This is a genomic window from Thalassospira profundimaris (assembly GCF_003326755.1).
Taxonomy (GTDB): Bacteria; Pseudomonadota; Alphaproteobacteria; order Rhodospirillales; family Thalassospiraceae; genus Thalassospira; species Thalassospira profundimaris_B.
The window spans coordinates 1-26212 of the sequence record NZ_JPWH01000029.1 but is presented as its reverse complement, the minus strand read 5'-3'; the positions used below and the strand labels follow the sequence as shown (position 1 = coordinate 26212).

The following is a 26212-nucleotide window of genomic DNA, read 5'->3' as shown; positions in this document are numbered from 1 at the left end:
AATCCGCAACGGGCACAAATGCCAGATTGTTACGATGACAAATTATAAATAGCACAAAAAACAGAAAGGCTTATGCTGACCCTGTTTTGAAATTTATCGCATTTACAAGCGGAATATACGCATGGAATTTGGTGTTGATCTTTTAATGATCATGTTTGCCGTCGCCCTGGTTGCCGGGTTTGTGGATTCAATTGCCGGAGGCGGCGGCCTTATTTGCATTCCCACCCTGTTATGGGCCGGCATCACCCCGACCCAGGCCCTGGCAACCAACAAACTGCAAAGCAGTTGTGGCAGTTTCTCCGCTGCCCTTAATTTTGCCCGGCGCGGCCTGGTCAATCCGCGTGAAATGGGGCTGGCGATTATTCTGACCTTGCTGGGCGCAGTCTTGGGCACCACCCTTATTCAAATGCTTGATCCCGGCCTGTTGATGACGCTGCTGCCGGGCCTTCTGATTGCGATTGCCCTGTATTTTCTGTTTTCCCCGCGTGCCAGCGACATTGATGCCCAGCAAAAAATCGGCAAAACCCTGTTTGCCTTTACCGCCGGTTTTGGCATTGGCTTTTATGACGGCTTTTTTGGTCCCGGCACGGGGTCTTTCTTCTCCATCGCCTTTGTCGCCCTGCTGGGCTACAACCTGACCAAGGCCACCGCGCATACCAAGGTTTTGAACTTCACCGCCAATGTCGCCTCTCTGGCAACCTTTATTGTCGGCGGCGAAGTGGTCTGGAAAATTGGCCTGGCAATGGCGGTCGGCCAGGTGATCGGCGCAACACTGGGATCCCATATGGTGATGAGGGTCGGCGCCCGGCTGGTTCGCCCGCTGCTGGTTTTTGTCTCCATCGCCATTTCGATCAAACTGATCATCGAACAATATGGCGGCCAAATCGGTGCGTCGTTTCGCGCGGTTGGCCTGGCATTCAGCTAACGCAAAAACATCTGCCAACCAATCCTGCGGCGCAAACTATGCAAACCGGTTGAGGCGTTGGCAAATTCTGCAGTCGCGCCAGTCGCAAGTCGTCATGAGATGGTCATCAAGTGTCGTTTGAAGACCCCACGCGATCTCACTTCTATCAAGGCCATTTGCAAAACCTGGCGACAAGAGCCGTTCAGATTCCGTCATCATCCGCTCCAGAAAATTCCTGGACCAAACATCTGGTGGTTATGTTTGAAGGGAGCTGGATATTTTAGATATTCGGTTTTTCTGACTGAGAAGCGCGAAAAATGTACGATATATTGGACATATACACATAAAAATCCTAAAATGTCCTATATACAGGGCATTTTAGGATGACGTTACGATGCTGAATCTTTGGCAAATAGGAAGAGAAATTCAGGCAGCCCGGAAATTTCGGAAGATCCGGCAGGAAGACCTCGCCCGTGATGCCGGCATCGCCCGGTCAACATTAAGTGCACTTGAGCGGGGACAGGTTACGGAGCTGGGATTTGGGAAAATCTCTTTGCTGCTTAACCTGCTTGGGCTCGAACTGAAGGTAATAGCCGCCAATAATAATCGACCGACGCTAGAGGAGTTGATGGCCGAAGATGATCAGGGTTTGGAGTGACGGAGAACTCTCAGGTCGGCTTGTAAGACGTGGCGACCGTGGCAGCAGCTTTTCTTATGATCCAGAGGCGTCGCATGACAGCGCTGTTTCGGTGTCAATGCCGGTTCGCCTTCCCTCCTGGGAATGGCAAACTGGTTTGCTTCCGATCTTCGAGCAAAATTTGCCTGAAGGATATTTGCGTGATCGCATTTCACGGCAATTTTCCAAGGCCCTTGGGAAATTTGACGATCTTGATCTCCTCTCTGTGATCGGCAGAACGCAAATGGGGCGCCTGCGTTACAGTGGGGATAAAGACAAACCAAGCGAAGATGTTCCTTTTCAATCAATTGATGAAATTCTGAAGAGCCGTCGCGATGGGCAGCTTTTTGATTATCTGCTCGAGAAATTCACCAGCTACTCCGGTATCAGCGGCGTTCAGCCTAAAGTTCTGATCAGAGACAATATGAGCGACGCAGGTACCTGGCTTTCGCCCAGCTTCCGCGGTGCAACGCATATCGTCAAACTTTGGGATCCGAAGGAATACCCTGAACTTGCGGCGAACGAATTTTTTTGCCTGATGGCTGCCGCCAGAGCCGGACTTGAGGTGCCAAGACACCGTTTGTCAGAAGGCGGCGAAGCCCTCGTTATTGATCGTTTTGATTTGAAAGAGGACGGCCAATATATCGGGATGGAAGATTTTTGCGTCCTTAACGGCCGCAACACCAATCGAAAATACGACGGCAGTTACGAAACAGCCATCATGAAAAGGGCCGCAGACTTTCTCGGGCTTGAGCAATGGTCAAAACAGGGGCCAGATCTCTTCAGGCTTATCGTATTAAATTGCCTGGTTCGCAACGGGGACGCGCACCTGAAGAACTTTGCGCTGCTATATGACGACGTCAATGGCGATTTGCGTCTTGCTCCTGTTTATGATGTTGTCACAACAGCCGCATATCTGCCAAAAGATCAGATGGCTCTGGTTTTGGATGGCAGTTCAAAATGGCCAGATCGGGCACGGCTGATTAAACTTGGCCAGCGGACAGGACTGAATGCACGCCGGACCGGCGAAATGATTGATCAGGTCGCCGAAGCTGTTGCTTCAACCCGCACAGAACTGGCCGCATACCAGCATGTTTCACCGGCTTTCTCCCAGATCGCACCGAAGATCATAAGCGCATGGGAGGACGGTTTAAAAAACACTGCTTTGGCATCTGATCGTCTGATTTCCCATTCGGCCACAACCTGAGATCAACCACCGTGCATTGATAGCCCCATGCTCCCGCTTACACGCCAATGGCGGTTTGCGGGTCGATTTCGGTTTTACGGTCCAGCAAATAGGAAAAAACAGCCAGCATCAGAGCAGCCACCGCGATCAGCGCACCAATCCAGGGAATTTGGGCATAACCGATACCGGCATTAATCGCGAGGCCACCCAGCCATGCGCCGCCCGCATTGCCAAGGTTAAAGGCCCCCTGATTAATGGTTGAGGCCAAATTCGGCGCCCCTGTGGCTTCATTCACCACGCGAATTTGCAAGGGCGATACCAGGGCAAACATCACCACACCCCAAACAAACAGGGATATAAGGGCTGGCCACACCTGATAGACAGTTTCGGTCAGCATCATCAAAACCAGCACCAACGCCACCAGGGTGATAATAATGGCAGGCATCAATCGCCAGTCGCCCAGGCGGCCGCCAATGAAATTACCCACCGTCAGCCCCACACCAAACAGCAGCAGAACCACCGTTACATTTTGCGGTGAAACGCCGGTCACGTCGGTCAGAATCGGCGTGATATAGGTAAAAACACTAAACAGGCTGGCCGATGCCAGAACACTGAGCGCCATTGCCAGCAACACCTGCAATTTGCCCAAGGCGCGGGCTTCGGCCATAAAACTGGTCCGCTCTGCCTTGATATTGCGCGGTACAAACAAATACAGTGCGATAAAGGCCACAACCCCAATGGCAACAACCGCCCAGAAAGTGGAACGCCAGCCCAATGCCTGGCCCATTGCCGTGCCAAATGGCACACCCAGCACATTCGCCAGTGTGAGACCGGAAAACATCAGGGCAACCGCCTGTACCCGTTTATGCGGGGCCACCAGCCCGGCGGCCACAACCGAGCCCAGACCAAAAAACGCGCCGTGCCCCAGCGCGGTAATCACACGCGCCACCATCAGCAGGCTGTAATTGGGCGCAACCGCGCACAAAATATTGCCCAGCAAAAACAGCGACACCAAAAACAGCAAAACCCGGCGGCGTTCCATTTTTGCCGTTGCCATTGCCAAAAAGGGCGAACCAAAGGTCACACCCAGCGCATAGCCCGTCACCAACAACCCGGCACTGGGAATACTGACACCCAAATCAGCGGCCACATCGGGCAAAAGCCCCATAATGACAAATTCCGTCGTCCCGATACCAAAGGACGCCATTGCCAGCGCCAGAATAGGCAAACGGGCCAAAAAAGCCTGGCGGGAATGAGCAAAGGACATGGGGCACCCGTTACGTTGGCGACAAAAACAGCATAAAATCAAAAAAGGCGGTGCCCTGCATTCGGCGGACACCGCACTCCCAGAGAATTCTCTGAACCGATTCAAAACTGCCTGTAAACGAAACCGGGAACTATCGCTTTCTACGCATAGAATCTATGCGATTTTGGCAAATATCGACGCTCTGCCCGGAAATGGATCATTGTCTCGCGGTTTGACTTGCCCCCACCGCGCGCCCAAAACCGGCACATCATGGCATCTGTCGCCCACACAGGGCATCAAGGGCACTGTTGAATTGATCCGCCGTCAGGCCATCGCCCAGGGCACGATGAAAAAGCTGGTTTTGTGTTTCCGGGGCCAACCCGCCTACGGGTGGATCGGTATCAAGGTTGGTCGGGAAGGAATATCCCTCGGCACAGGCAGCAATCGCGGCGGCCTGTTCGGCTTCTGTCATCGCCCCCCTGCCTCGCATGGCGCAAATGACAGGATACACCGCCTTACACATGGCAATCCGGCTCAGCGATTCCATTGCCCGCCCATAAGCCGACGAAACCTGCAATAAATTCGCCATTCGCTGGATATTCTGGCTGCTATTGCTGCCTGCCGCATGAAACAGCGCCGGGTTAAAAAACAGCGCATCGCCTTTTGCCAGCGGCAATTGCACATGGCGCGCATCAAACAGATCGCGAAAATCCTGGCGACGCCATGCCATATAACCCTCGCGATAAAGCTGCGAGAAAGGCAGCAACAATGTCGGCCCGCTTTCAAGCGGCATATCGCAATGCGCCACCGCGCCCTGAAGCGTTAATACCGGGGAGAGATGATGCACATGGGCGGGGAATTTGGTGCACATTTCGGCAGTTTGAAACCCCAGGTGATAATCGCGATGCATCTGCTGCGCCTGCCCGCCCGGCCGCACCAGATTAACCTGTGCCGTCATCTGGTAACACGGGCCCAGCCAGGCCTCGCACACCATATCAATCAGCGGATTGCCAAAATAACGGGCAAAAACATCCGGCGCGCGCAAACATAGTTTTTGCGCCGAATTCCAAATGCGGTCATTAGCTCCGGCCTTGGCAAAATGATCCGCCGCCGTGCCATTGGCCGCCTTTTCATCGGCAATAATATCCATATAACTCCGGGTTGCGTCATCAAGGATGCTGCAATCGGCATAGGCGGCCTTGATCACCAGCACACCCGCCCCGTCCAGCATCACCCTGGCCCATTCCGCCATCACGGCCTGGCGTTGATCAGGCCGGGTCATGATGTGGCGCAGCACATCACCATCATAAACCGGCACATTTCGCAGGATTTCGCAGGCATGAGGCACATCATCGGCCCGGGTTTCCCGGTTAATCAGGGGCAAAAGGTCATCCGTCGAACATGCCGCCTCGCGGTAATATCCCGTACCAAGCCCGGCCTTTTGTCGTCCGGTCAGTGGATAAGAATGGGGATCGGGCTGCGTGTTCTGTTTCGGTTGACGGGATGGCATGGCTTTTCCTCCTGATCACGGCGGATCGTTGAAATGCCCGCCCATGCCTGAATGCTAGAGCGAAAATGCTTTGCCTGGGGGATTGGAATCCATCAAAAATACATCAACAAAGGAAAAGGCAGCATGACCCATCGTTTCCCCGTCAAGGAAATTGCCCGGCAATCCGGCCTGAGCACCGCCACGATTGACCGGGTATTAAATGACCGCCCCAATGTCAGCGCCCAAACCCGTCGCCAGGTCCGCGATGCCATAGAGGAACTGACCCGTCAGGAAGGACAACTTGCCGCACGCGGGCGACGGCTGTTCATTGATGTTGTGGTCGAGGCCCCCAGCCGTTTTAGCAATGCCATCCGCACCGCCCTGGAGGCCGAACTTCCCAGCCTGCACCCGGCGGTAATTCGCCCGCGTTATATGATGCAGGAACGCATGCGATCAGGCGATGTGGTTGCCATTCTTGCGCGGATTGCCAAACGGGGCAGCCAGGGCGTGTTGCTCAAGGCGCAGGACCAGCCCGATATTCGCCATGCCCTGTCCATGTTGCGCAACCGAAACATCCCGGTTCTGACCATTTTTACCGATATTCCCGATGCCGGGCAAATCGCCTATGCCGGGGCCAATAATAAAGCAGCAGGCGAAACAGCGGCTTATCTGCTGCATCATTTTCTGGCGGGCAGGCCCAATAAAGGTGCCATTCTGATCACGCTTAGCAATGAACGTTTTCGCGGCGAAGAAGCCCGCAAGGAGGGTTTTATCGCAGCATTGGCCAGGCTGGCCCCTCAACGACAGATTATTGATGCCAGTGGTGGTGCTGGCCTGGACCATGACACGGCCGACCGCGTGAAATCCATCATCGGTCAAACGGCGAATATTGCCGCCGTCTATTCGATGGGTGGGGGCAACCGGGCCATATTAAAAACCCTGGCCGATCATGGCATATCCCCTGCCATTTATATCGCCCACGACCTGGATGCCGAAAACATCACGCTATTGGAACAGGGCAAACTGACCGCCGTTCTGCATCATGATTTGCGCCAGGACATGCGCACGGCATGCCATCACCTGATGGCGTGGCACGGCTTGCTCCCGCACGGGGCCATTGCCCCCGCCAGCGACATTCAAATCATTACGCCAGCCAATATCCCGGCCTTTGCCAAAGAACAGGCCCGCACATTCAAGACGGGCCTGGCCTAAAATTCACTGACATCACAGGCGGTTCATCCGCCCTGTTACCGGGGGTGAAAAACGTCACCCGGCAACCGGATCAGACCCGTTATGCCAGTTCATCCACAATGCGCCGGGCGGCGGCCACCGGGTCTTCGGCCTTGGTAATCGGGCGGCCAATCACCAACACATCGGACCCCGTTGCAACGGCATCACGCGGGGTGACAATGCGTTTCTGGTCATCGCTGCTGGCCCAGGCGGGGCGAATGCCTGGCGTGATCAATTTGAAATCGGGGCCGCAAGCCGCGCGCACCGGCTCAATTTCCTGGGCCGAACACACAATCCCATCCAGGCCGGATTTTTGCGTCAGTTCGGCCATTTTAACCACCCGCTCGCTTAACGGGCCACGCAGACCGATCTCGTCGAGGTCATTTTCATCCAGGCTGGTCAGGATGGTCACGGCAATTACCCAGGGGGCAGCCACACCGGCTTTGTCCGCTGCTTCGCGGGCAGCCTCGCCGGCACGTTTCATCATTTCCAGCCCGCCAGCGGCATGCACATTGACAATCCGCAAGCCCAGCGGCGTTACCGCACGGATGGCCCCGGCCACCGTATTGGGAATATCGTGATATTTGACATCCAGAAAAACCGGCATCCCGGCTGCTGCAACCGCCTTCACCCCCTGCGGGCCGTGGGCGGCGAAAAATTCCTTGCCCAGCTTTGCCCCGCCAATCACCCCCGATAACCGGGTTGCCAAATCAATCGCATGATCAAGATCAGTAGTATCGATGGCGCAAAAAATCCGGTCCTTCGCAGCAATCTGGGAATTCTGGGCGGTCATGGCATCCTCCGGTTGACACATAAATGATCCGATTGGGGCAGGCGCATCAAACCTGGCGCACAAAATTCGGACCAATCGGCAAACAGAGGCAAAACAGCGCACACGACATTCTCGCCCCGATGCCCCTTAAAATCAGCCCTTGTCCCCGTAACCTTGGCAAACCGGCCCCCGCATGGATCAGGTGAACAGGCTTTAGTCGATTCGGAAGCCAAAAACCATTCCTTATTGGCCCTTTTTGCCATCGCCAAAACAAAAGGCAGCCCCCGTGGTCAAGGGCTACCTATTTGAGGATTTTTCGGCCCCCCAAAAACAGGGAAGGCAAAACACGCCTGACCGGTTAAACCCCGGCAGGCTGAACAGGGGCGGTATTGGTTTTATCAGCCCCGGACTGTGCATCGACCATCGGCGGCTGCCCTGCCTGTTTCTGGTTGGCAATGGCGGCACGTTCCTGTTCGCGCGCGGCCTCCTTCTCGCGGCGGAGGCGGGAAAGTTCGGATTCCATTTTGCGATTTGCACGGCGGTGTTTGCCCGTCAAAAGCCATTCAAACAGCAGGCCGATCAAAAGCCCCAGCAACAACGCCCCCAGGACCGGCACAAAAAGCGGCAGATCCATTTCAAAGGGCAACGGCCATAACGACAGGGTGGTGGCCTGACGGTTGGCAACAGCAAAAACCGTAATCACAATCGTCAAGGGAATGGCAATGATCCAGTAAAGAACGCGCAAATTTACCTCCTGCTTTCCGGCGTCGCGATGTCTGAAAGCGGGGGACTCCCCACCCATGATCACAGCCGTCATCGGTTTGGCTGCCGATTTTATCGTGTCGTCAAGGCGGCGTCACCCCCGCATACAATATCTGCCCGCAGATCGGCGAAAGCAGCACCGGGAAACACACCTGATCCAGTCAACCCGCATCCGCACGTCATAACCGATTAAATCCCGGCATCCGGGTTCCGGCACCATATTGGAACCGGCAACCTGATTTTGCGCGACACCACCCCTGTGGTCCGGCATCAAACCGGACGGAGGATGCGACAATCAGTTCCGATTTTGCCGAAAACAAATTTTGCCAGATGAATAAGCCGACGGAGCCGAATTTTTGGCAGGTTAATTTGTGTGACCCGCAAGCTACGGAGCCACCCGTTTCTGGCCGGTGCCTTAAGCCAGTATCAATTTAACCGTTCACGCAATTGTTTACCGGTTTTAAAATACGGAACACGTTTTTCACTGACCGGAACGGCCTCGCCCGTGCGCGGGTTCCGCCCGACGCGCGATTCACGTTCCTTAACAGAAAAAGCGCCAAATCCGCGCAATTCGACCCGATCGCCGCGTGCCAGTGCCTCGGTGATTTCATCGAAAATGGTGGCCACAATCCGTTCCACATCGCGCTGGTACAAATGCGGATTCAGTTCGGCCAACCGGGCGATCAGTTCTGATTTCGTCATATTCAAGCCCCATCCAGTTCGATTACACAGTTGTGGGAAGTCAACTTCAGGTTCACGCTTGGAAAGTCGGCACTTTCTTTAAGGGTGCCAGACAGTTAGCAACCCGTCAAGTTTAAGCCCTTCTGATGGCAGCATATTTCCGATCGTGCCTTTATACAGATCCATGATGATTGAGCTGTCAGGGTCCTCAACCTGCATGGGAACCACTGGCGTATCGGAAGCAATGCCTTTCTGCTGTTCCAGCCATTGCAGCGCCTCGCGACGACCACCAATCGCATCGATCAGGCCATTGGCCACGGCCTGCTGCCCGGTATAAACCCGGCCATCCGCCAGCGTCTTTACCTGTTCGACAGTCATGTCACGACGTTCTGCAACCATGCTGACAAACACGTTAAACATGTCAGAAATCAGGCCTTTCATCACATCGCGGGCCTGTTCGGTGGTCGGTTCAAACGGATTGGGTGCCGCCTTGAGCGGCGCACTTTTGACGGTAACGGGCTCGACACCCAGCTTTTCAAGCGCGCCGGTCACATTCATCGACTGAAAAATCACCCCGATGGAGCCGGTAATGGTGCCGCGATGGGCCAGAATATGGTCTGCCGCGATCGCCGTCATATAGCCGCCCGATGCCGCCACTGTGCCCATCTCGGCAACAATTGGCCGGGTTTTGCCAATCCGGCGCAGCGATTCGTAAAGCTCCTCGCCGCCCACCATCGTGCCGCCGGGACTGTCGATATGAACAATCACGCCAACCGCATTGTCATCTTTTTCCAACCTGTCCAATGCGTCCAAAAACAGCGGATCACTGGCAATAACCCCTTCTACCGTGACCTCGGCAATATAGGGGCCGACTGCGGTGCTAAAAACGCCACTGCGCGCCAGCCCCACCACAATGGCAATCACCACCGCAACACCGGCCAGAACACGCCAGCGCAGGATGGATCTTTTCAAACGGCGTCGATCAAGAATGAAATCGGCATCAAGGGCCATCGCGGTCCTACTACCTCACTGAAAGAAAACAAAAACATATCTTTTGAAATGGTTTCTCTGCCCCTGCTTGGCAAGCAAAAAATACATTCCGCCGCACATATCACCGCAAAATGACGAAAAAGGGGCGCATCAAAGTGCGCCCCAAAACATTTTCCCGTCCCTTCAAGCCTTCAGATCGCCGGGGAAAAAATACGCAATCTGTGCCCATCGGGGTCAGCGGCGACAAATGTATAGCCAAAATCCATCTCTGTCGGTGACTGCAAAATTACCAGCCCCTTTTCACGCCACCGGGCATATAGCCCGTCCACCACCGCCCGGCTTTCAACCGGAAATCCGACTTCCCCGCAACCAGCCTGAACATCGGGGGCGACCGCCGGTTCAACCCCGTCACGCCCCCAAAGGCCGAACCTGTGACCCTTTTCCGTCACGAAAAGCGCAAATGTCGCGGCAGACTCCACGGGTTCGCAATCTAAAATATCCTGATAAAAAGCCGCACTTCGCGGCGCACTGGCAACATAAAGAAGCACATAAGACGGCTGAAGCATTTGATTTCCCTCATATATTTACCAAATAGCGCCATCAGAAGCAGTTCTGATGGCGTGCAGGGAAACCCTAACCTGACATGCTGCCAGTTTATGGCAGCATGAAACAGGGCAAGACCCAATATGCCTTCAACGCATATTTCAAAATGGCATAATGGATTGCTATTTCTGTGAAATGCCCTGTTGCCGCCGCCATTTTTGCAGCAACACCCGACGCGATTGCGGATAGCGGGTCTCATGCACATCAAGCGAAACAATCCGGTCGGTCCGGAAATGGCGAAAGGCCTGGCGGGTTTCGCACCAGGCCGCAACAATCCGGGCATTATCAAAGAACGCAATCGCCACCGGCCATATTGTCCGTCGTGTTTCAGCCCCATGTTCATCGCGATAAGCAATAGTGAGTTTGATCTCGCGCCGGATGGCATCGCGAATCCCTGCCACATCAATGTTATGGTCGCTTTGTGACCGGCTACCGACAAACAGGGGGGCCGTTTCCAGACGGTCCTGCAAATCGGATGGCAGAACCGCCGCAATTTTTGCAATAAGGTCGTCCGCCGCCGATGCAAGATCGGCATCTGCATGCCGCGTCACCCAGCGCGTTCCCAACATCAGCGCCTCGATTTCCTCTTCGGCAAACATCAGGGGGGGCAACATGAAACCGGGCCGCAACACATAACCGATGCCCGGTTCCCCTTCGATCACCGCCCCCTGGGATTGCAAGGTGGCAATATCGCGATACAGCGTGCGTAAACTGACGCCAAGCTCGGATGCCAGAACCCGACCACTCACCGGAAAGCGGTAACGGCGCAAAAGCTGCATCAATGCCAACAGCCGTTCAGCACGCGACACAATCATCCCCTTGCAAAACATTTTCCCAACACCCCGGCTATGTACACTGCCAGGGCATCTCTGTCCGTTCATGCCGGTTCTTGCCAAACCGGAACGCCGATTTTGGTCTTGTCAAAGATAAGACCAAAAAAAACGGGCCGTGCAAAGCACGACCCGTTCATATCCCCGAAGGGAAAATCAGTCAGCAAAAGAGGCTTATTCAGCGTCCTGCTGTTTTTTACGCAGTGCTTCACCCAGAATATCACCGAGCGATGCGCCGCTGTCAGCCGAACCATAATCCGCCATTGCTTTCTTCTCGTCTGCGACTTCCAGAGCCTTGACCGAGAGAGAAACCTTGCGCGAGTTACGATCAACCGAAACAACGCGTGCGTCGATCTTTTCGCCAACAGCGAAACGCTCCGGACGCTGGTCAGAACGGTCACGAGCCAGTTCAGCCTTACGGATGAAGCCCTTCAGTTCGCCATCACCAACGGAAACTTCGATGCCGCCGTCATTGGTTTCGGTGATTTCACAGGTAACGGTGTCACCGCGTTTGATACCCGAAGCAGCTTCTTTGAACGGATCTTCGTTGAGCTGTTTGATGCCCAGCGAGATGCGTTCTTTTTCAACGTCAACGTCAAGAACCTTGGCTTTGACGACGTCGCCCTTCTTGTATTCCTTGATGACTTCTTCGCCCGGACGATCCCAGGAGAGATCGGACAGGTGAGCCATACCGTCGATACCGCCGAGCAGGCCAATGAACAGACCGAATTCGGTGATGTTCTTGACTTCGCCTTCGATTTCCGAGCCAACCGGATGAGCGGCAAGGAAAGCATCCCACGGGTTGGAGGTACACTGCTTGAGGCCAAGCGAAATGCGGCGCTTCTGGCTGTCAACATCCAGGACCATGACTTCGACTTCCTGCGAGGTCGAAACGATCTTGCCCGGGTGGATGTTTTTCTTGGTCCAGGACATTTCAGAAACGTGGACCAGGCCTTCAACACCGGCTTCGAGTTCGACGAATGCGCCGTAATCGGTGATGTTGGTAACGCGGCCTTCAAACTTGGAACCGACCGGGTATTTGGCTTCAACGCCTTCCCACGGATCAGCTTCAAGCTGCTTCATGCCAAGCGAAATACGCTGGGTTTCGCTGTTGAAACGGATAACCTGGACCTTGACGGTCTGGCCGATCTGAAGAGCTTCAGACGGGTGGTTGATACGTTTCCAGGCGATGTCGGTAACGTGCAACAGGCCGTCAACGCCACCCAGATCGACGAATGCGCCGTAATCGGTGATGTTTTTGACAACGCCGTCAAGAACCTGACCTTCCTGGAGGTTCTGGATCAGCTCTGCACGCTGTTCAGCACGGGTTTCTTCGAGAACGGCACGACGCGAAACCACGATGTTACCGCGCGAACGATCCATTTTCAGGATCTGGAACGGCTGCGGGTTGTTCATCAGCGGGGTAACGTCACGGACCGGACGGATGTCAACCTGGCTGCCCGGCAGGAATGCCACAGCGCCCGACAGATCAACAGTGAAACCACCCTTGACGCGACCAAAAATGGTGCCATCGACGCGCTTGCCATCGTTGAACTGCTTTTCAAGTTCAACCCAGGCTTCTTCACGACGGGCTTTTTCACGCGACAGGACGATCAAACCGTCCTTGTTTTCATAACGGTCAACGTAAACGTCAACGGTGTCACCGATGGTGACTTCGCCGGCGCCAAATTCTTTCAGCGGTACGCGGCCTTCGGATTTCAGACCAACGTCAACAATTGCATCGTCGTCGGTTTTCTTGACGACCGTACCGGTCATCACGCGGCCAACAAAGCCCTCGTCTTCCGAGCCAAGGGTTTCGGCCAGCAGGTCGGCGAAATTTTCGCCGGTGGTAAATTGTGCTTCTTCAGCGGTTGCCATTAAGCAGACTTCCTTTCGAGTATCGTCACTATTCCGGCCAATCGGTTGTATCCGATGGTCTTGCCGCAAAATTACGGCGGGTTTTGCCAAATGATGTAACAGGCTGGCACAGGTCAAATCCAAAGGACTTCACATGCACGAAAAGGCGAACGACAGGGTCGTTCACCTTGCAGCCCGGCTCTATCGCCTGACGGTTTGAAACGTCCCCCGGTCAGTCATCCTCACCCATATGGGTGCGGATGTGGGCCATCACGGCGTTAAACACGGCATCGGCATTTAAACGGTCCGTATCGATATGGATCGCATGGTCTGCCATTTTCAGCGGTGCAATGTCGCGGGCACTGTCGCGGGCGTCCCGTTCTTCAAGCTCGTTGAGAACGCGCTCGTATATAACAGCGGGATTTTTTTCCTGCAACTGTTTGAACCGTCGGTTTGCCCGTTCGGCGACACTTGCGGTCAAAAAAAACTTGATCGGGGCGTCGGGGCATACCACGGTTCCAATGTCGCGACCATCCAGGACAGCGCCATGTTTGCCACCGGGCGGGTTTTTGGCAAGATGGCGCTGAAAATCCAGCAACACCGCACGAACCTTGGGAATCGCCGCCACGCGCGAGGCCGCATTTCCCACTTCCTCGCGGCGCAGATCTTCATTTTCCAGGTCTTCGGGCTGCAATTTTTCAGCCGCCATAACCGCCATATCAACATCGTCGGGGTCGCCCCCCAATGCCAGAACCTTTGCCCCGGTTGCCCGGTATAAAAGCCCGGTATCAAGATAGGCATAGTTCATGGCCGCAGCGACTCGACGGGCCAGTGTTCCCTTGCCCGATGCTGCCGGTCCATCAATGGCGATAATCATAGCCGTTCCCAATCCTGCTTGCGTTTAAATCCAATATTCTCGTTCCGCCCGTACCCGCAACCCGCAGACCGGCGGCGCCACAGACCATTCCGTTAGCGGTTGGAGGGCGCAAAGCTGGTGCCCAGCCCGGCCATCATTTCCTCGAAGACCGGGAAACTGGTGGCAATCGGTGCGGCATCATCCACCTTGACCGGCTTTTCCGCGCCAATCCCCAGCACCAGGAACGACATGGCAATGCGATGATCCAGATGGGTTTCCACCAGTCCGCCACCGGGCACAACCCCGCCGGTGACAATCAAATCATCGCCTTCGATGCGATGGATCACGCCATTGGCCGCAAGCCCGGCCGCCACAGCCGCCAGACGGTCCGATTCCTTAACACGCAATTCCGCAAGGTCACACATGCGGGTTTCGCCCTCGGCATAGGCCGCCGCCACCGCCAGCACCGGATATTCATCAATCATCGACGGCGCACGTTCCGCAGGCACGGTAATGCCCTTCAGGCGGTTTTTGCCCGTTACGACCAGATCGCCAATGGTTTCACCGGCTTCTTCGCGTTCATTGGTAATGGTGATGTCACCCCCCATTTCAATCAGGGTGGTGATCAAGCCCGTGCGTAGCGGGTTGAGGCACACATCGCGAATCGTCACCTTCGATTCCGGGTTGATCAGGGCCGCCACCAGCGGAAACGCCGCCGAGGACGGATCTGTCGGCACCACAATATCGGCCGCCGTCATCGTGCAGGGGCCGGTCAGGCTGATGGTGCGGCCACCATCATCATTGACCTGCACATCCACCTCGACACCAAAATGGCGCAGCATGCGTTCGGTATGGTCGCGCGACGGTTTGGGTTCAATCACCGTGGTGGTTCCGGCGGTGTTCAGCCCCGCCAGCAAAACGGCCGATTTCACCTGGGCCGATGCCATTGGCAATGTATAGGTTATCGGCAGGGCTTCGTCGGTGCCAATCACCGCCATTGGCGGACGACCCTGATCGCGGGTAACGAATTTCGCGCCAAATTGCGCCAGCGGGTCGGCAACGCGGCCCATCGGGCGTTTGCACAGTGACGCATCGCCGGTAAAAAAGGTGGTAATCGGATGCGTTGCCACAATCCCGGCTAGCAGGCGAATCCCGGTACCGGCATTGCCCATGTCAATAACAGAGTCAGGTTCGCGCAACGCGCCCACGCCCACCCCGCGCACATGCCAGGTGCCGTCCTCATCCCGGGTTACTTTGGCCCCCAGCTTGCGCATAGCATCAGCCGTTGCCAGCACATCTTCACCTTCCAGAAGGCCGGTAATGCGGGTTTCGCCCTCGGCCAGTCCACCAAACATCAGCGAGCGATGCGAAATCGACTTGTCACCGGGGACCCGCACATCGCCAACAAGGGCACCGCATTTGGCTGACTGGAGGGGACGTTTGCTTTGCGCTGAACTCATTTGAACTGCCTGTCTTTTAGGGCACACCGACGACTTGAATAAATTAAACACCGGTGCGCCACGTCGTGAATCATCTGCCCGGCACTATGCACGAAAATGGCGCGACGAAAACCGGGTAAAATCACGCAAAATCCTCCGCCGGGCGGTTTTTGCGCTCCTGAGACAAAAATTTGATCCCCCGCCCCGTGAAAAACCGGCCCAGTACATCCATTTCCCACCCCGGTCGGCACCAGGCCGATTTGACGCTGCAAGGTGCAGGCCCCCGCGATTTTGGCGGGTATAAAATGGCATCCTTCCTCTGGTTATCAAGGTCTTGCGTCACCATTGTTTAAACAGGTGCAATTTCCTTTTGACAAGCCTGTAACAAGATGGCAATTGGGCCACTCAGAATGAAGGGCGGTAGTCCTTCGTCCCACTTTTGTAAAAAATGGTATTAAAGAGGGTCTACCGTAATGTCAGCTCGCGGTAAGAAACGGCATTGCCTCGCATGCGGCACGAAATATTACGACCTTAACCGCACCCCGGTGGTCTGCCCGAAATGCGGCACACCGGACGGGGTTGCGAAACCGAAACGGGTCGCGGCAGCAAAGCCGAAAAAACAGGACGATGACATCGATGATGTTTCGGATCTCGACGATGATGTCGATACCGATATCGACGACGATCTTCTCGAAGACGCATCCGATCTGGGTGAAGACGATGATGATCTCGGCGAGGTTCTTGAACATGTCGAAAATGATGACGAAGACCGCTAATTTTTTTTGAAATTAGGTCTTGCCAAGCATCAAAGAACCTTCTAAATATCCCCGCGCTGCAACGGACAGACACTGAAAATTGCAGCGCGGACGATCTTCCCAAAGGTCGTTTATATAATGGGGCCGTAGCTCAGTTGGGAGAGCGCTACAATGGCATTGTAGAGGTCAGGGGTTCGATTCCCCTCGGCTCCACCAATCAAAACCCGTTGCCTAAAGCGACGGGTTTTGTCGTTTTCGGAGTCTGGCGATTATTGCAGAAAATCGTCCATGAACACGCCTTAATTTCCCCACGCAGCCAGCAGACCTATTCCTCCCGCCGCTATGCCCTGACCGCCAAGATACTCAAAGCTACGGCATGCAAAAGTACGTCCGCGCACCGGATGACCACAGGCAGATTCACATGTCCTCTCACATTCGACGAAGATTCGCCGATTGGTGGCCGCTTCAGGAAGCAAATCACGGAAGACCAAACGCCTAAAGCTGACTTTCACGTTGCAGCAGCGACATCATCCGGCGCGAGAGTTTGGCAAACTGGCTTTCGGGACGGGCGGTGATGATGACCTTGCCGCGCATAGCGCTGGGCACGGTGGCACCGGTATCGTTATGCAGGACGACGCGATAAATGGCGCGGCCGGGAACAAAGCTTTTATCGGGCTGTTCCAGTGTTTCAATCGGCCCGCCATTTTGCGAGCGCATATAGGGCTCGGTCAGGTTGGTGACACCGGTGGCATCAATGCGGGTCACAGTGGCCGAAACCGGTTTCATCACGCCATCTTCGGAATAAAACCGCGCCTTCGCCCCCGGTTCGATCCGCGGCAGGGAGATTTCATCAAGATAGGCGATAATTTCCGCCCCGTTCCCCACCACCGATAAAACCTGTTCATCGGCAGCCACCCAGCCACCCTGGTTAAGGTTGGGATTCATATCGACAATTTTGCCCGAAACCGGGGCATGCAGCTCCAATCGTGCCTTTTGCGCCTGCTGGCCGCGCAAGACCCGTTCCTGGGTGGCAAGCTGGCTTGCCAGCACCAGCGCCCGATTCTGGCGCAGGGCATCCACACCAATGCTGGCATTTTCCCAGGCCAGTTCGGCACGTTTGAGTTCGGCAATGCGGATTTGTTCATCAAGCTCCGGCGATTGCAATTGGGCAATTACATCACCCTTTTTCACCACCTGCCCGCTTGTCACCAAAACCTGTTCCACCCTCGCTGCCATTGGCGCATAGACCGTATTATAGGGCAGGGTCAAAACTGCTGGCGCGCTGACCTCGCCCTGCCAGGGAATGAACAGCCACGCCAGAAACAGCCCCAATATCGCAAGCGACCGTATCAGCGCAAAATTGAATTTCAGCAATTTGCCAAATGAAAACCACACAACGATTTCCTTTATGATCGGCCGGGCGATGAAGAAATAGATTTCCACCAGGAAAAGCACGATCCCCAGTGTTTTGAAAAACAGGTGATAGACCGCAAGCGCAATGCCAAAAAACAGCAGGAACCGGTAAACCCAAATGGTAAAACCAAAACCCAACAGCAGCAAAGTCGGCTTTTCGGGCGGGGGTGCGCCAAGGCCCAAAACCACCTCGCGCAGTTTCCAGCGGCAAACGGCATGGGCACGGCTTTCAAGGTTGCGTTCGCGCACCAGATCGGAAAACAGGTAATAGCCGTCATAGCGCATCAGCGGATTCAAATTGACAAACAGGCTGAGAATCCAGGTGCTGGTGCCAAACAAAAACAGGATCGAACCGATGGGCCCGTCGGGAAACAGATTCCATAGCAGCATCGACCAGGCGGCAATCACCAGTTCGCACAAGACCCCGGCCGCGCCGATTTCAAGCCTGTCACGTCGGCTGGGCAGGCGCCAGGCATCCGTGGTGTCGGTATAAAGTACCGGCCAAAACACGATAAAGGCCACGCCGATCACCGGCACCCGCAAGCCATGTGCCTTGGCGGTATAGGCATGTGACAGCTCGTGAAAGGCCTTGACTGCTGTTACCGCCAAACCATAGGCAACAATGCCTTCAAACGACAAAAACCCGCGCAGGGTATGGAGGAAAATATCAGGCTGGCGCGAAACCAGATAAATCCCGGCAAGGGCGGCACACACATGCAAAAACACCATCGGCGCGGAGGCCAGCCAGCGCACATAACCAATGGTGCGGTTTAAAAACAGGTCGGGTGTCACCAGCGGAATGCGAAACGAAATATAGGATTTCACCAGTTTCGCCGCGATACCGGGCTTCATTTTAAGCTGGGTTTTATGGCGGCCATGCTGCACATCATCACACAGCACCAGATTATGGGCGCGCAAAAAGCCAAACAACCGGGTGATTTCCTCGACCGAGACGGTATGACCGAGATATTTTTCCGCCAGTTGCGAAATTTTATCAGCCGGGCGACCATCAATCAGCGGCAACAAATCAACCGTCACCGGATCAAGCTGAAAATGTCGCCCCGCTGCCGCATCATGCAAAATATAAACCGGTCGTCCGTTTCGCTCCGGCTCACCCGGTACAATATCCAGATCGCGGCGCAAAACCGGGGGCGGTTCCGAACGCGGACCGGGCGGACCAAAGGAAAGTGCCGGTGCTGCCATGCCGGGGCTCCCTAAAGTTCCAGCCACGGCCGCAAGGCCGCCCACGGGCGACGGAACAGCAGCACATAAAGCGGCACATCGTCGCCATATATTTTGGCAACACCGCGCAGGCCCACGCGCGGGCGATCCTTGCCCTCAAAACTGGCGCGGGCACGAAAAGACAGTACCCCGGCGGGTGAATTTTTGGCCTGAAAATCCACCAGATGAATTTTGGCTTCGTAGGGATGGTCCGGCTCGACATTCAAAAACAGCACCACCCGGTTATCATCATGCAGGGGAATACGGTCCTTGACCGGCAGCCACAGCTCCATCTCGACCGATTTGGGGTCGGCCAGCACCATCAACCGTTCCCCCTGGGATACCGGCAGACCTTCCATTTCCGTTCTACCCGGTAAAATCACCACGCCATCCTGCGGGGCCTTGATGTCGGCACGGGCAAGCTGATTGGTGATATAATCCAGTTCGGCATTTTTCTGATGCACGCGCGAGAGCAAAACCTGCATCTGGCTGGATGATTCCCGGTCCGAACTGGCGGCCTGCTGGGCACGGCGATATTCGGCAATGGCAATTTCATATTCCTGGCGTGCCACGGCCAGGTCGGTTTCAAGCTGGGTCGCATCCATATGCACCAGGCTGTCGCCTGCCTTGACCGTTTGATTGGCCTCAACATCCACGGTTTCCACTACACCGCGCAAGGGGGCCCGCACCACATACGGGTCCAGGGGCACGACCTCGGCCGGGGCCAGAATGGTCAATGGCACCTTGATGAACATGGCTGCGGCAATGGCAGCCACACCAATCCCGGCCAACAAAAACCGTTTGCGATTGCGCAGCAAGTGACGACGACGCCGACGGCGCATGAGAAATTCCAGCGAAAACGCCGTGCTTTTTGCCAGGCGATCCAGCACACGCAATTCTTCATCCTGCCAGGCTTTCGACCGCGAGAGCAGCAGCCCGCCCAAATCATAGCCCCCTGGCGCGCGCAAAGGCAGCCACAGCGAATGGGCTGGCAGATAATGGGGCCAGTCCACCTGCAGGCTTTGATCAATATCTTCTACCTCAACACGGGTCGGGCTTTGATGGCGGGCGCGCGACAAATGACCGCACAGCTTTTTGCTCCAGAGCGTAAAGGCCGACTGCCGTTCGGGTTCGGGCAGGTTCGATACTGCCAGCACATCCCCCCGGCCGCGCTCTCCCTGCCAGAATACGGCAATATCAAAGGGGACGATAATGCGCGTATCATTCACCACAACCGCGCCCAGGGCCGCCCGGCTGTCCGCATCACGAATGCGGTCCTGCAACAGCAAAAGATTGGCAAGCCCGCGTGCGCCCGCCCCGTTATCCTGTGTCGACATTAGTTTATATCCGCCCCCGTCAGGGCGGAAACCTGTTTGCCAAATTCAAACCGGACATTGCCGCTCATACCGGGCAGCAAATCGGGGTCGGCTTTGACCGGCATGCCAATCACGCGCACGGTCTGGCTGACCGGGTCCACCTCGCGCACGACATATTTGATGGTCGATTCAATATCGCGATCAAGCTCATCGACATGCAATATGAAGTGATCCCCACTATGGAGCTTGCGAATAAGGCTGGAGGGCACGACCATTTCAATTTCGAGATCATCAATATTCACCAGCCGCAAAACCGGATCACCGGGATTGGTAAATTCGCGGGCCTGAACCATTTGCTGTGTCACCACACCTGAAAAGGGGGCTTCCACCGTACATTGCGCCAGTTGCGCCCGTATGCCCTTGATGTCAGCGTCGCTCAGGGCAACTTCCGAACGGCTCAGCGCCAGATCCAGCTTGCTGACATTATGAATCTTTTCCAGCCGTTCATTGACATCCAGCTTGGTCCGGGCCGCATCGCGGCGGGTTTGGGCGACAATCAACTGCGCTTCCAGCGGGGTGCAGTCAAACTTCATCAGCACATCGCCCTTTTTTACCCGGCTGCCTTCACGTGCGCCCAGGGTCAAAAGGGTTGCGGCAAGGGGGGCGGATAAAACAGCGTGCTGCATCGGGCGAATTTTCGCCCTAACCGAGCCCTGAAACCGGTCATTTGCCGGGTCGGTTTCGGGAAAATTTCCACTGACATCCGGCATTGGGGCCAGGGCGGGCAAATCAATTTTGCCAATGCCATCTCCCTGGGCTGCCATTGCAACAGACCCAAGCCCCCACACCGTTTGCAGCAGTGCCAAAGACACCACCAGCATCATTGTGAAAAATCCCGTTTTTCGTCTGCTCACGCTATTCTCTCCGTGCGCTCAGGCAACACATACCTGCCTGAACGACCTGTTCAAATTCTATTTCTCTTCGATAAAATCGGGCATGGTTCCGACCGTGTCGATCGACGGCAAATCACCATCATCCCACTTATCAAGCGATTCTTTGATCCGGGCGGACAACTGGGCCTCCGGCGCGTTCAGGGAATCACTGACATCAGGGACAAGACCAAGGCTGAACAGGAAACGCCCATAGGCATCCTGTGCATCCGAATAGGCCAGAACGCGCGCCACCGCCGAGCGCAAGGCCCGGATTTCACTTCGGATCCGTTCCATGCCGGTTGCCGCGTCGGTTGCCACCGATTGATCGGTCAGCCTGGAAATTTCCTTGTCCAGATCATCAATGCGCTTTGCCTGGTCCAGACGGGCATTGGAATCGGCATATTCCTGCCACGAGACATGCACCGATGTAATCACCGCCATATTGGCCGCCAGCCGGCGCGCCACGGTCATGTTGCGGCGCGCGTCATTGGTTTCGTTGACATCATCAAGGCGCAACACGTTAAAAAGATTCCACGACACCCGCGCCCCGGCTTCATACCAGGACGGATCGGCCAGAAAATGGTTAGTATCGGCATTAAACGAGCCGAACCCCTCGAGCGAGGGAAACAGGCGGGCAATCGCCTTGCGCGACTCATTCCGGGCGATACGGAGATTATAAATCTCGTCAGTATAATCCGACGAATGAACCAGGGCATAAAGTTCCAGCTTGTCAAAATCGGGCTTGTTGCGCGGCAGGGACGGGAAATCGCCCGCAGCCTTCAATTTGAAAGGCGTGCCACTGGGCGCATTGATCAGGGACGCCAGGTCAATCCGCGCCGCGCCGATGGATTGCTGCATGGTTTCAAGCTGCTGGATGATCTCGATCAGGGCGCGCTTGTCTTCAAGCACGGCCAGTGGCGGACGCAACCCTTCCTTGCGGGCCGTTTCCAGATCCTTCATCGCCTGATCAGCGCGCGCCAGCAAATCATCGACCTGCGGGGCGATCCGCTCGAGCAAAACCACTCGCCAAAAGGATGTGCGCACTTCCTGAATCAGCCGCGCCATTGATTTGGTACGGGCATGAAGGGCAATCACCGCACGGTCGGCTTCCTGCTTGGCCTGCAAGTAACTGATGCCAAAATCAAGAATATTGAAACTGAACCGCAAATTGCCGTCCCAATGCTGCGGATCATCGGAATAGGAATAGGACGTGGATTCAACATCCGTCCGATAATCCCGGCTGTTGGTGGCATTTTTACCGGTTCGGGCGGTATAACCGCCATCCGCCTTGAAAAGCGGCATCATGTCGAGCTTTGCCAAATCAAAATTCTTGGTGGCAAGCGCGGATTCCATAATCTTGACACGGTTTGACAGATTATATTTCAAGGCCCGTGCAATCGCGTCGGACAATGTCAGCGGCTTGGTGATCGGCGGTACCGACGCCCTGATCATTTCCATATCATGTTGCGCGGCAGCGGCAATATCGGCATCGCTGATCGGTTCCATTTTCACGGCACACCCGCTCAGAAACAGGATTGCCGCCATCACCGGCAAACCCTTGTTCACAAACGTCTCACCCAAAGATTTTTTCTTCTTTTGCATTTCCGTAACCATTGGCTTCTTTCTCCCCCTTAAAAGAAGCATGTCCAACAGCGCATCGACTGGCTGCACGGACAACCCGTCTTTAACACGCTGTGAACTCCCCCTTTCAAAGGTCGCGTTTTACGCGGCCCACCCACTCGAATCCTGTCCGGAAGCCGTTGGCACGACCTCCGGATCACCTTCTTTTTTATTTTCACATGCACTTATTCATCTTCATCCCCGAAACAGGGCGGCAAAATCGGCCAGTAAAGCCTCGCGTTCCGCCAAAATGGCATGACGACCGTAATTCATCGCCTGCGCATCAAGCGCAATACGGCTCAACATCCGTTCTTTTGCCGCCATGCCGGCCAGGGCATCACCGTCTGACACCGGGGCCTCGGCACGGTTGTTCGCATTGTCTGGCGGGGTGTCCCCCGCATCAGGAGCATTGCCGTTTTCCAGGTTCTTGTTGTCGGGATTCCCGTCATCAGGGCTCTCCGGACCATTCTTGGCACCGTCTTCCTGGTTCGGGGCGTTTTCACCATTCTCCTCGCCAGGCGCATCCACATTGCGATCTGTAAACAAGATGGTGAAAGTCGTGGTCGCTTCATTGCCGCGGGTATCCCGGCCCGTCACCCGAATATCGATGCTTTTCGCCCCGGCAGCACGTGCCGCATCCCCGTCAACAACAAACACCATATTCTGGGCATTGAAGTTCACATAAGGCGGCAGCGGCGATCCATCGGGCTGGGATGCATCAATATCAAGCGTTTCCGTCGGATCCGTATGCTGGAAGGCCGTCGCTGGCAGCGGGAACAACTGAATGCCCGTTGCCGTGGCAACACGGTCCTGCAATTCCAGGGTCAAACGCACCGGATTGATCAGTGATGAATGAAGATCCACCTTGGAGCCAAAGGTATTGTCAACCCGTGTATAGGGGTCATTGCCCGGTCCGGGATTACCGCCAGGACCCGGGTCAGGGGTCCCGGGTGTCTCGCCAGGGCCCGGCGTTGGCGGGCTTGGCGGCTTTGGCGGCGTCGGCGGTTTGGAGGCATTCGGCCCCTCAATGGTGATGGTCACAGTTGCCGTATCGGTATCGATCCCGTCCGAGAGCGTATAGGTAAATCTATCCGTCAGGGTCTGACCGACCGGCAGGTTTCGTACCGCACTGTTACCGGTATTCAAAACATAGCTGTATTTGCCATCGGCATTGACCGTCAGGGTCCCGTAGGTTCCCGTCACCGCCGTTCCAATATTGCCGGTGCCGCCATTTATTCCGACAACCGACAGGGTCTGGCTGACATTTTCAGTATTTTTATCAACACCATCCCCGTCATTATCTGAAATAACATTGCCGCTTGCGGTTTCGTTATTTCCTACCTTAACGGAATTGCTGTTATCGGTTGCTTCAGGCGGTTCGTTGTTACCCACAATCCTGATATGGACGGTGGCCGTGTCGGTTTGCCCGTCATTATCGGTAATCTGATAGGTGAAACTCTCCGTCAAATCCGCATCGCCCGGCAATTGCTGGATCACAGCCGGGTTATTCGTATCAAGCTGATAGCTGTAACTGCCATCCGCCTTGATCGTGATCGTGCCATAGGTGCCGGTAATGGTTTTACCCACATTGCCCGTCGCACCATCCACTTCAGTCACACTGAAATCAGCTTCATGGGCCGGATCAGCGGTATGTTCGGGGTCACTGTCGTTGGTTTTGACATTGCCCGTTCCTGTGGTGGTGTTCTTCGATACCGTAACCGTATCGTCGGTTGCAGTTGGCGGATACCGGAAGGTAATGGTGCCCGTCAGCGCCACCGAATTCAGGCTGGTCGGACCACCGGCATCGTTAACCCCGTCAATGGCCCCGCCATCGGCATTATTGTCGCCATCATTCAGAACAATCGAATAGGCGCGCGTGGTATCGGTCCTGTTCGCTGTCGGGTCGGCATCAACACTGCCATACCGAATGGCTTCAATAATCGTCTTTACCTGTGCCGATGTCGCATCATTGGCCAGCGAAATCACCAGTGCTGAGCCATTGCCGCCACTTACGCCGGTCATCCCGGCCAACAGACCACCCTTGACAGACAAACGATCGCCCGGCTGATACCCGTCGGTAAAGTTGACGGTAATGCTACCGCCCCCATAACTGCTGACATCGCCATCGGTGGTAATATCGATGTCCGATACCGCCACACCGCTGGCAAGGGCTGCCGTGCTGGTTGTGCCTGTTCCGTCATCCTTGATCACCATCGCCGGTGATGTGGTCGTGCCGCTCACGACCGGCGCATCATTCACCGCCGTAACGCTGATATCCATTGTACCAGTAGCAGATTCCGCAGGCACATTGTTGCTCGCGGCATGGCCCTTGTCCCAGACGCTATAGGTAAAGCTGGTCTGGGCTTCCGGCCCGTTCAGGTTGGCATCCGCACGGTAAACCAGCTTGCCTACCGAAATATCCGCTGCCGAAATTTCCTGGCCCACGGCGACTTCCGTATAAACCGGGTTGCCACCACTGGTGCCGGTCTGCAGCAACAGCTTGCCTTTTGTGCTGTCCGGCAGGCTCTTGACCGTGATCTTGTTCAGATCCGTATCAACCGTGCTTTCGCCACCTTTTTGTTCATAATGGAAATCGCCAATTTTAAAGGCGTAATCCGTATCTTCCGTTGCGGTGACGGCAGGTGATCCGCTAATCACAGGCGGGTCGTTCTTCTCAACAACCGTGATCTTGGAGACCAGATCAACCGACAGCGCATTCGGGCCACCGGCATCACCGCCAGCCTGAACATTGCCGTCATCGGTCGAAACCTTGCCATCACTCAGCGTCGTTGTGATCGTGCGTTCACCACCGGTAAAGGTATCCGAATTGGTGCTGTAACGGATCGCATCCAGGATCGCATTCACCTGGGCGACCGTCGTGTCTTTATCAAGTGTGATCACAAGGTTGCTGCCATCGGCACCGCCGCTCTGCGTCACACCGGTGGGCAGGACAAACGAGCTGTCAATCGTCAGCTGTTCGCTGGCATCGGCACCGGTAATCGCAACCGTGATCGTGCCTTCACCATAAACCGTGCTCGACAGTGCACCCGTCGTCGAAAGGTCGATATCACCGATATTCGCACCGGTAATAATCGCCGTTGCCGGTACACCCTTATTGGCATCGGTGCTTTCATTCACGCTGGTGACAACACCAACCGTGTTGTTGAAGGTCGGTGCATCGTTCAACGGGGTGATATTCACCGTCACCGTTTTCGGTGTGGAGTCAAACCCGTCCCGGCTGTCCTGGACCGAGAAGGTGAAGGTCGTCACCGCGTCGCCATTGACATTTTCCGCCGGGCTGTAAACCAGCTTGCCATCGGTAATATCGGCAACAGAGACCACCTTGCCCGGCGCCGTGATCTCTGTACCATTAAACTTCAACGTGCCGCTGGCAGGCAGGCTGTCAATCCGCACCGCCTTGAAGCTGTCGGTTT

The 26212-nt window shown here is 55.5% G+C and carries 21 protein-coding genes and 1 tRNA gene; 6 read left to right on the top strand and 16 right to left on the bottom strand.

Going from position 1 to position 26212, the window contains the following annotated elements; genetic code table 11:
- Positions 1-121 precede the first annotated feature (121 nt).
- From TH25_RS21750 to TH25_RS21740, 3 genes are all read left to right on the top strand, one after another.
- On the top strand, positions 122-925 hold the full coding sequence (locus tag TH25_RS21750) for a TSUP family transporter (protein ID WP_114090375.1): 804 nt from the start codon (positions 122-124) through the stop codon (positions 923-925).
- Positions 926-1298: 373 nt separating this feature from the next.
- A complete protein-coding gene (locus TH25_RS21745) occupies positions 1299-1562 on the top strand; it encodes a helix-turn-helix domain-containing protein (RefSeq protein ID WP_114090374.1) in 264 nt (87 codons plus the stop codon).
- On the top strand, positions 1543-2787 hold the full coding sequence (locus tag TH25_RS21740; RefSeq protein WP_114090373.1) for a type II toxin-antitoxin system HipA family toxin: 1245 nt from the start codon (positions 1543-1545) through the stop codon (positions 2785-2787). Before TH25_RS21745 ends, TH25_RS21740 begins: the two co-directional genes overlap by 20 nt.
- A gap of 37 nt (positions 2788-2824) precedes the next feature.
- On the opposite strand, the gene TH25_RS21735 is transcribed toward TH25_RS21740, so the two are convergent.
- Both TH25_RS21735 and TH25_RS21730 read right to left on the bottom strand, forming a co-directional pair.
- Complete coding sequence (locus tag TH25_RS21735; RefSeq protein WP_114090372.1) at positions 2825-4033, bottom strand: MFS transporter; 1209 nt, start codon at positions 4031-4033, stop codon at positions 2825-2827.
- 247 nt (positions 4034-4280) lie between these two features.
- Positions 4281-5522 carry a phytanoyl-CoA dioxygenase family protein gene (locus TH25_RS21730; RefSeq protein ID WP_114090371.1) on the bottom strand — a complete coding sequence of 414 codons (1242 nt, stop codon included), beginning with the start codon at positions 5520-5522 and terminating at the stop codon, positions 4281-4283.
- A gap of 123 nt (positions 5523-5645) precedes the next feature.
- Between TH25_RS21730 and TH25_RS21725 the strand changes: the two genes are divergently transcribed.
- Complete coding sequence (locus TH25_RS21725) at positions 5646-6713, top strand: LacI family DNA-binding transcriptional regulator (protein WP_114090370.1); 1068 nt, start codon at positions 5646-5648, stop codon at positions 6711-6713.
- Positions 6714-6792: 79 nt separating this feature from the next.
- Here TH25_RS21725 and pyrF read toward each other — a convergent pair whose 3' ends face one another.
- From pyrF to aroA, 9 genes are all read right to left on the bottom strand, one after another.
- Positions 6793-7524, bottom strand: coding sequence for an orotidine-5'-phosphate decarboxylase (gene pyrF / locus TH25_RS21720; RefSeq protein WP_114090369.1), 732 nt, complete (start codon positions 7522-7524; stop codon positions 6793-6795).
- 337 nt (positions 7525-7861) lie between these two features.
- Complete coding sequence (locus tag TH25_RS21715) at positions 7862-8248, bottom strand: lipopolysaccharide assembly protein LapA domain-containing protein (protein WP_114090368.1); 387 nt, start codon at positions 8246-8248, stop codon at positions 7862-7864.
- A 443-nt stretch (positions 8249-8691) separates the two neighbouring features.
- The gene (gene ihfB, locus TH25_RS21710) at positions 8692-8967 is read right to left on the bottom strand and encodes an integration host factor subunit beta (RefSeq protein ID WP_073957097.1); all 276 of its coding nucleotides are present in this window, start codon (positions 8965-8967) and stop codon (positions 8692-8694) included.
- 78 nt (positions 8968-9045) lie between these two features.
- Complete coding sequence (gene sppA, locus TH25_RS21705; protein ID WP_114090367.1) at positions 9046-9957, bottom strand: signal peptide peptidase SppA; 912 nt, start codon at positions 9955-9957, stop codon at positions 9046-9048.
- Between the two features lie 170 nt (positions 9958-10127).
- Positions 10128-10502 carry a VOC family protein gene (locus TH25_RS21700; RefSeq protein WP_114090366.1) on the bottom strand — a complete coding sequence of 125 codons (375 nt, stop codon included), beginning with the start codon at positions 10500-10502 and terminating at the stop codon, positions 10128-10130.
- Positions 10503-10661: 159 nt separating this feature from the next.
- The gene (locus tag TH25_RS21695; RefSeq protein ID WP_114090398.1) at positions 10662-11354 is read right to left on the bottom strand and encodes a helix-turn-helix transcriptional regulator; all 693 of its coding nucleotides are present in this window, start codon (positions 11352-11354) and stop codon (positions 10662-10664) included.
- Positions 11355-11543: 189 nt separating this feature from the next.
- Positions 11544-13247 carry a 30S ribosomal protein S1 gene (gene rpsA / locus TH25_RS21690; protein WP_114090365.1) on the bottom strand — a complete coding sequence of 568 codons (1704 nt, stop codon included), beginning with the start codon at positions 13245-13247 and terminating at the stop codon, positions 11544-11546.
- Between the two features lie 211 nt (positions 13248-13458).
- The gene (gene cmk / locus TH25_RS21685) at positions 13459-14103 is read right to left on the bottom strand and encodes a (d)CMP kinase (RefSeq protein WP_114090364.1); all 645 of its coding nucleotides are present in this window, start codon (positions 14101-14103) and stop codon (positions 13459-13461) included.
- A gap of 92 nt (positions 14104-14195) precedes the next feature.
- The gene (gene aroA, locus TH25_RS21680; protein ID WP_114090363.1) at positions 14196-15542 is read right to left on the bottom strand and encodes a 3-phosphoshikimate 1-carboxyvinyltransferase; all 1347 of its coding nucleotides are present in this window, start codon (positions 15540-15542) and stop codon (positions 14196-14198) included.
- Between the two features lie 452 nt (positions 15543-15994).
- Between aroA and TH25_RS21670 the strand changes: the two genes are divergently transcribed.
- Positions 15995-16297 carry an FYDLN acid domain-containing protein gene (locus tag TH25_RS21670; protein WP_114090361.1) on the top strand — a complete coding sequence of 101 codons (303 nt, stop codon included), beginning with the start codon at positions 15995-15997 and terminating at the stop codon, positions 16295-16297.
- A gap of 119 nt (positions 16298-16416) precedes the next feature.
- Positions 16417-16492, top strand: a tRNA-Ala gene (locus TH25_RS21665).
- Positions 16493-16771: 279 nt separating this feature from the next.
- Here TH25_RS21665 and TH25_RS21660 read toward each other — a convergent pair.
- The 5 genes from TH25_RS21660 to TH25_RS21640 all read right to left on the bottom strand — a co-directional run.
- Positions 16772-18892 (bottom strand): site-2 protease family protein, encoded by a 2121-nt coding sequence (locus TH25_RS21660; protein WP_114090360.1) that lies wholly within the window; start codon positions 18890-18892, stop codon positions 16772-16774.
- An 11-nt stretch (positions 18893-18903) separates the two neighbouring features.
- Positions 18904-20247 carry an efflux RND transporter periplasmic adaptor subunit gene (locus tag TH25_RS21655; RefSeq protein WP_114090359.1) on the bottom strand — a complete coding sequence of 448 codons (1344 nt, stop codon included), beginning with the start codon at positions 20245-20247 and terminating at the stop codon, positions 18904-18906.
- Positions 20247-21140 (bottom strand): efflux RND transporter periplasmic adaptor subunit, encoded by an 894-nt coding sequence (locus TH25_RS21650; RefSeq protein ID WP_147253069.1) that lies wholly within the window; start codon positions 21138-21140, stop codon positions 20247-20249. Before TH25_RS21650 ends, TH25_RS21655 begins: the two co-directional genes overlap by 1 nt.
- 57 nt (positions 21141-21197) lie before the next feature.
- On the bottom strand, positions 21198-22739 hold the full coding sequence (locus TH25_RS21645; RefSeq protein ID WP_181847769.1) for a TolC family protein: 1542 nt from the start codon (positions 22737-22739) through the stop codon (positions 21198-21200).
- Positions 22740-22973: 234 nt separating this feature from the next.
- Positions 22974-26212 (bottom strand): beta strand repeat-containing protein (locus TH25_RS21640; RefSeq protein WP_147253067.1); only part of this gene is annotated, 3239 nt, incomplete at its 5' end.

Bases quoted from the DNA above. Each gene is read 5' to 3' on its own strand.
- TH25_RS21750 (WP_114090375.1), top strand. From the start codon at position 122: ATGGAATTTGGTGTTGATCTTTTAATGATCATGTTTGCCGTCGCCCTG.
- TH25_RS21745 (WP_114090374.1), top strand. From the start codon at position 1,299: ATGCTGAATCTTTGGCAAATAGGAAGAGAAATTCAGGCAGCCCGGAAA.
- TH25_RS21740 (WP_114090373.1), top strand. From the start codon at position 1,543: ATGATCAGGGTTTGGAGTGACGGAGAACTCTCAGGTCGGCTTGTAAGA.
- TH25_RS21735 (WP_114090372.1), bottom strand. From the start codon at position 4,033: ATGTCCTTTGCTCATTCCCGCCAGGCTTTTTTGGCCCGTTTGCCTATT.
- TH25_RS21730 (WP_114090371.1), bottom strand. From the start codon at position 5,522: ATGCCATCCCGTCAACCGAAACAGAACACGCAGCCCGATCCCCATTCT.
- TH25_RS21725 (WP_114090370.1), top strand. From the start codon at position 5,646: ATGACCCATCGTTTCCCCGTCAAGGAAATTGCCCGGCAATCCGGCCTG.
- pyrF (WP_114090369.1), bottom strand. From the start codon at position 7,524: ATGACCGCCCAGAATTCCCAGATTGCTGCGAAGGACCGGATTTTTTGC.
- ihfB (WP_073957097.1), bottom strand. From the start codon at position 8,967: ATGACGAAATCAGAACTGATCGCCCGGTTGGCCGAACTGAATCCGCAT.
- sppA (WP_114090367.1), bottom strand. From the start codon at position 9,957: ATGGCCCTTGATGCCGATTTCATTCTTGATCGACGCCGTTTGAAAAGA.
- TH25_RS21700 (WP_114090366.1), bottom strand. From the start codon at position 10,502: ATGCTTCAGCCGTCTTATGTGCTTCTTTATGTTGCCAGTGCGCCGCGA.
- TH25_RS21695 (WP_114090398.1), bottom strand. From the start codon at position 11,354: ATGATTGTGTCGCGTGCTGAACGGCTGTTGGCATTGATGCAGCTTTTG.
- rpsA (WP_114090365.1), bottom strand. From the start codon at position 13,247: ATGGCAACCGCTGAAGAAGCACAATTTACCACCGGCGAAAATTTCGCC.
- cmk (WP_114090364.1), bottom strand. From the start codon at position 14,103: ATGATTATCGCCATTGATGGACCGGCAGCATCGGGCAAGGGAACACTG.
- aroA (WP_114090363.1), bottom strand. From the start codon at position 15,542: ATGAGTTCAGCGCAAAGCAAACGTCCCCTCCAGTCAGCCAAATGCGGT.
- TH25_RS21670 (WP_114090361.1), top strand. From the start codon at position 15,995: ATGTCAGCTCGCGGTAAGAAACGGCATTGCCTCGCATGCGGCACGAAA.
- TH25_RS21660 (WP_114090360.1), bottom strand. From the start codon at position 18,892: ATGGCAGCACCGGCACTTTCCTTTGGTCCGCCCGGTCCGCGTTCGGAA.
- TH25_RS21655 (WP_114090359.1), bottom strand. From the start codon at position 20,247: ATGTCGACACAGGATAACGGGGCGGGCGCACGCGGGCTTGCCAATCTT.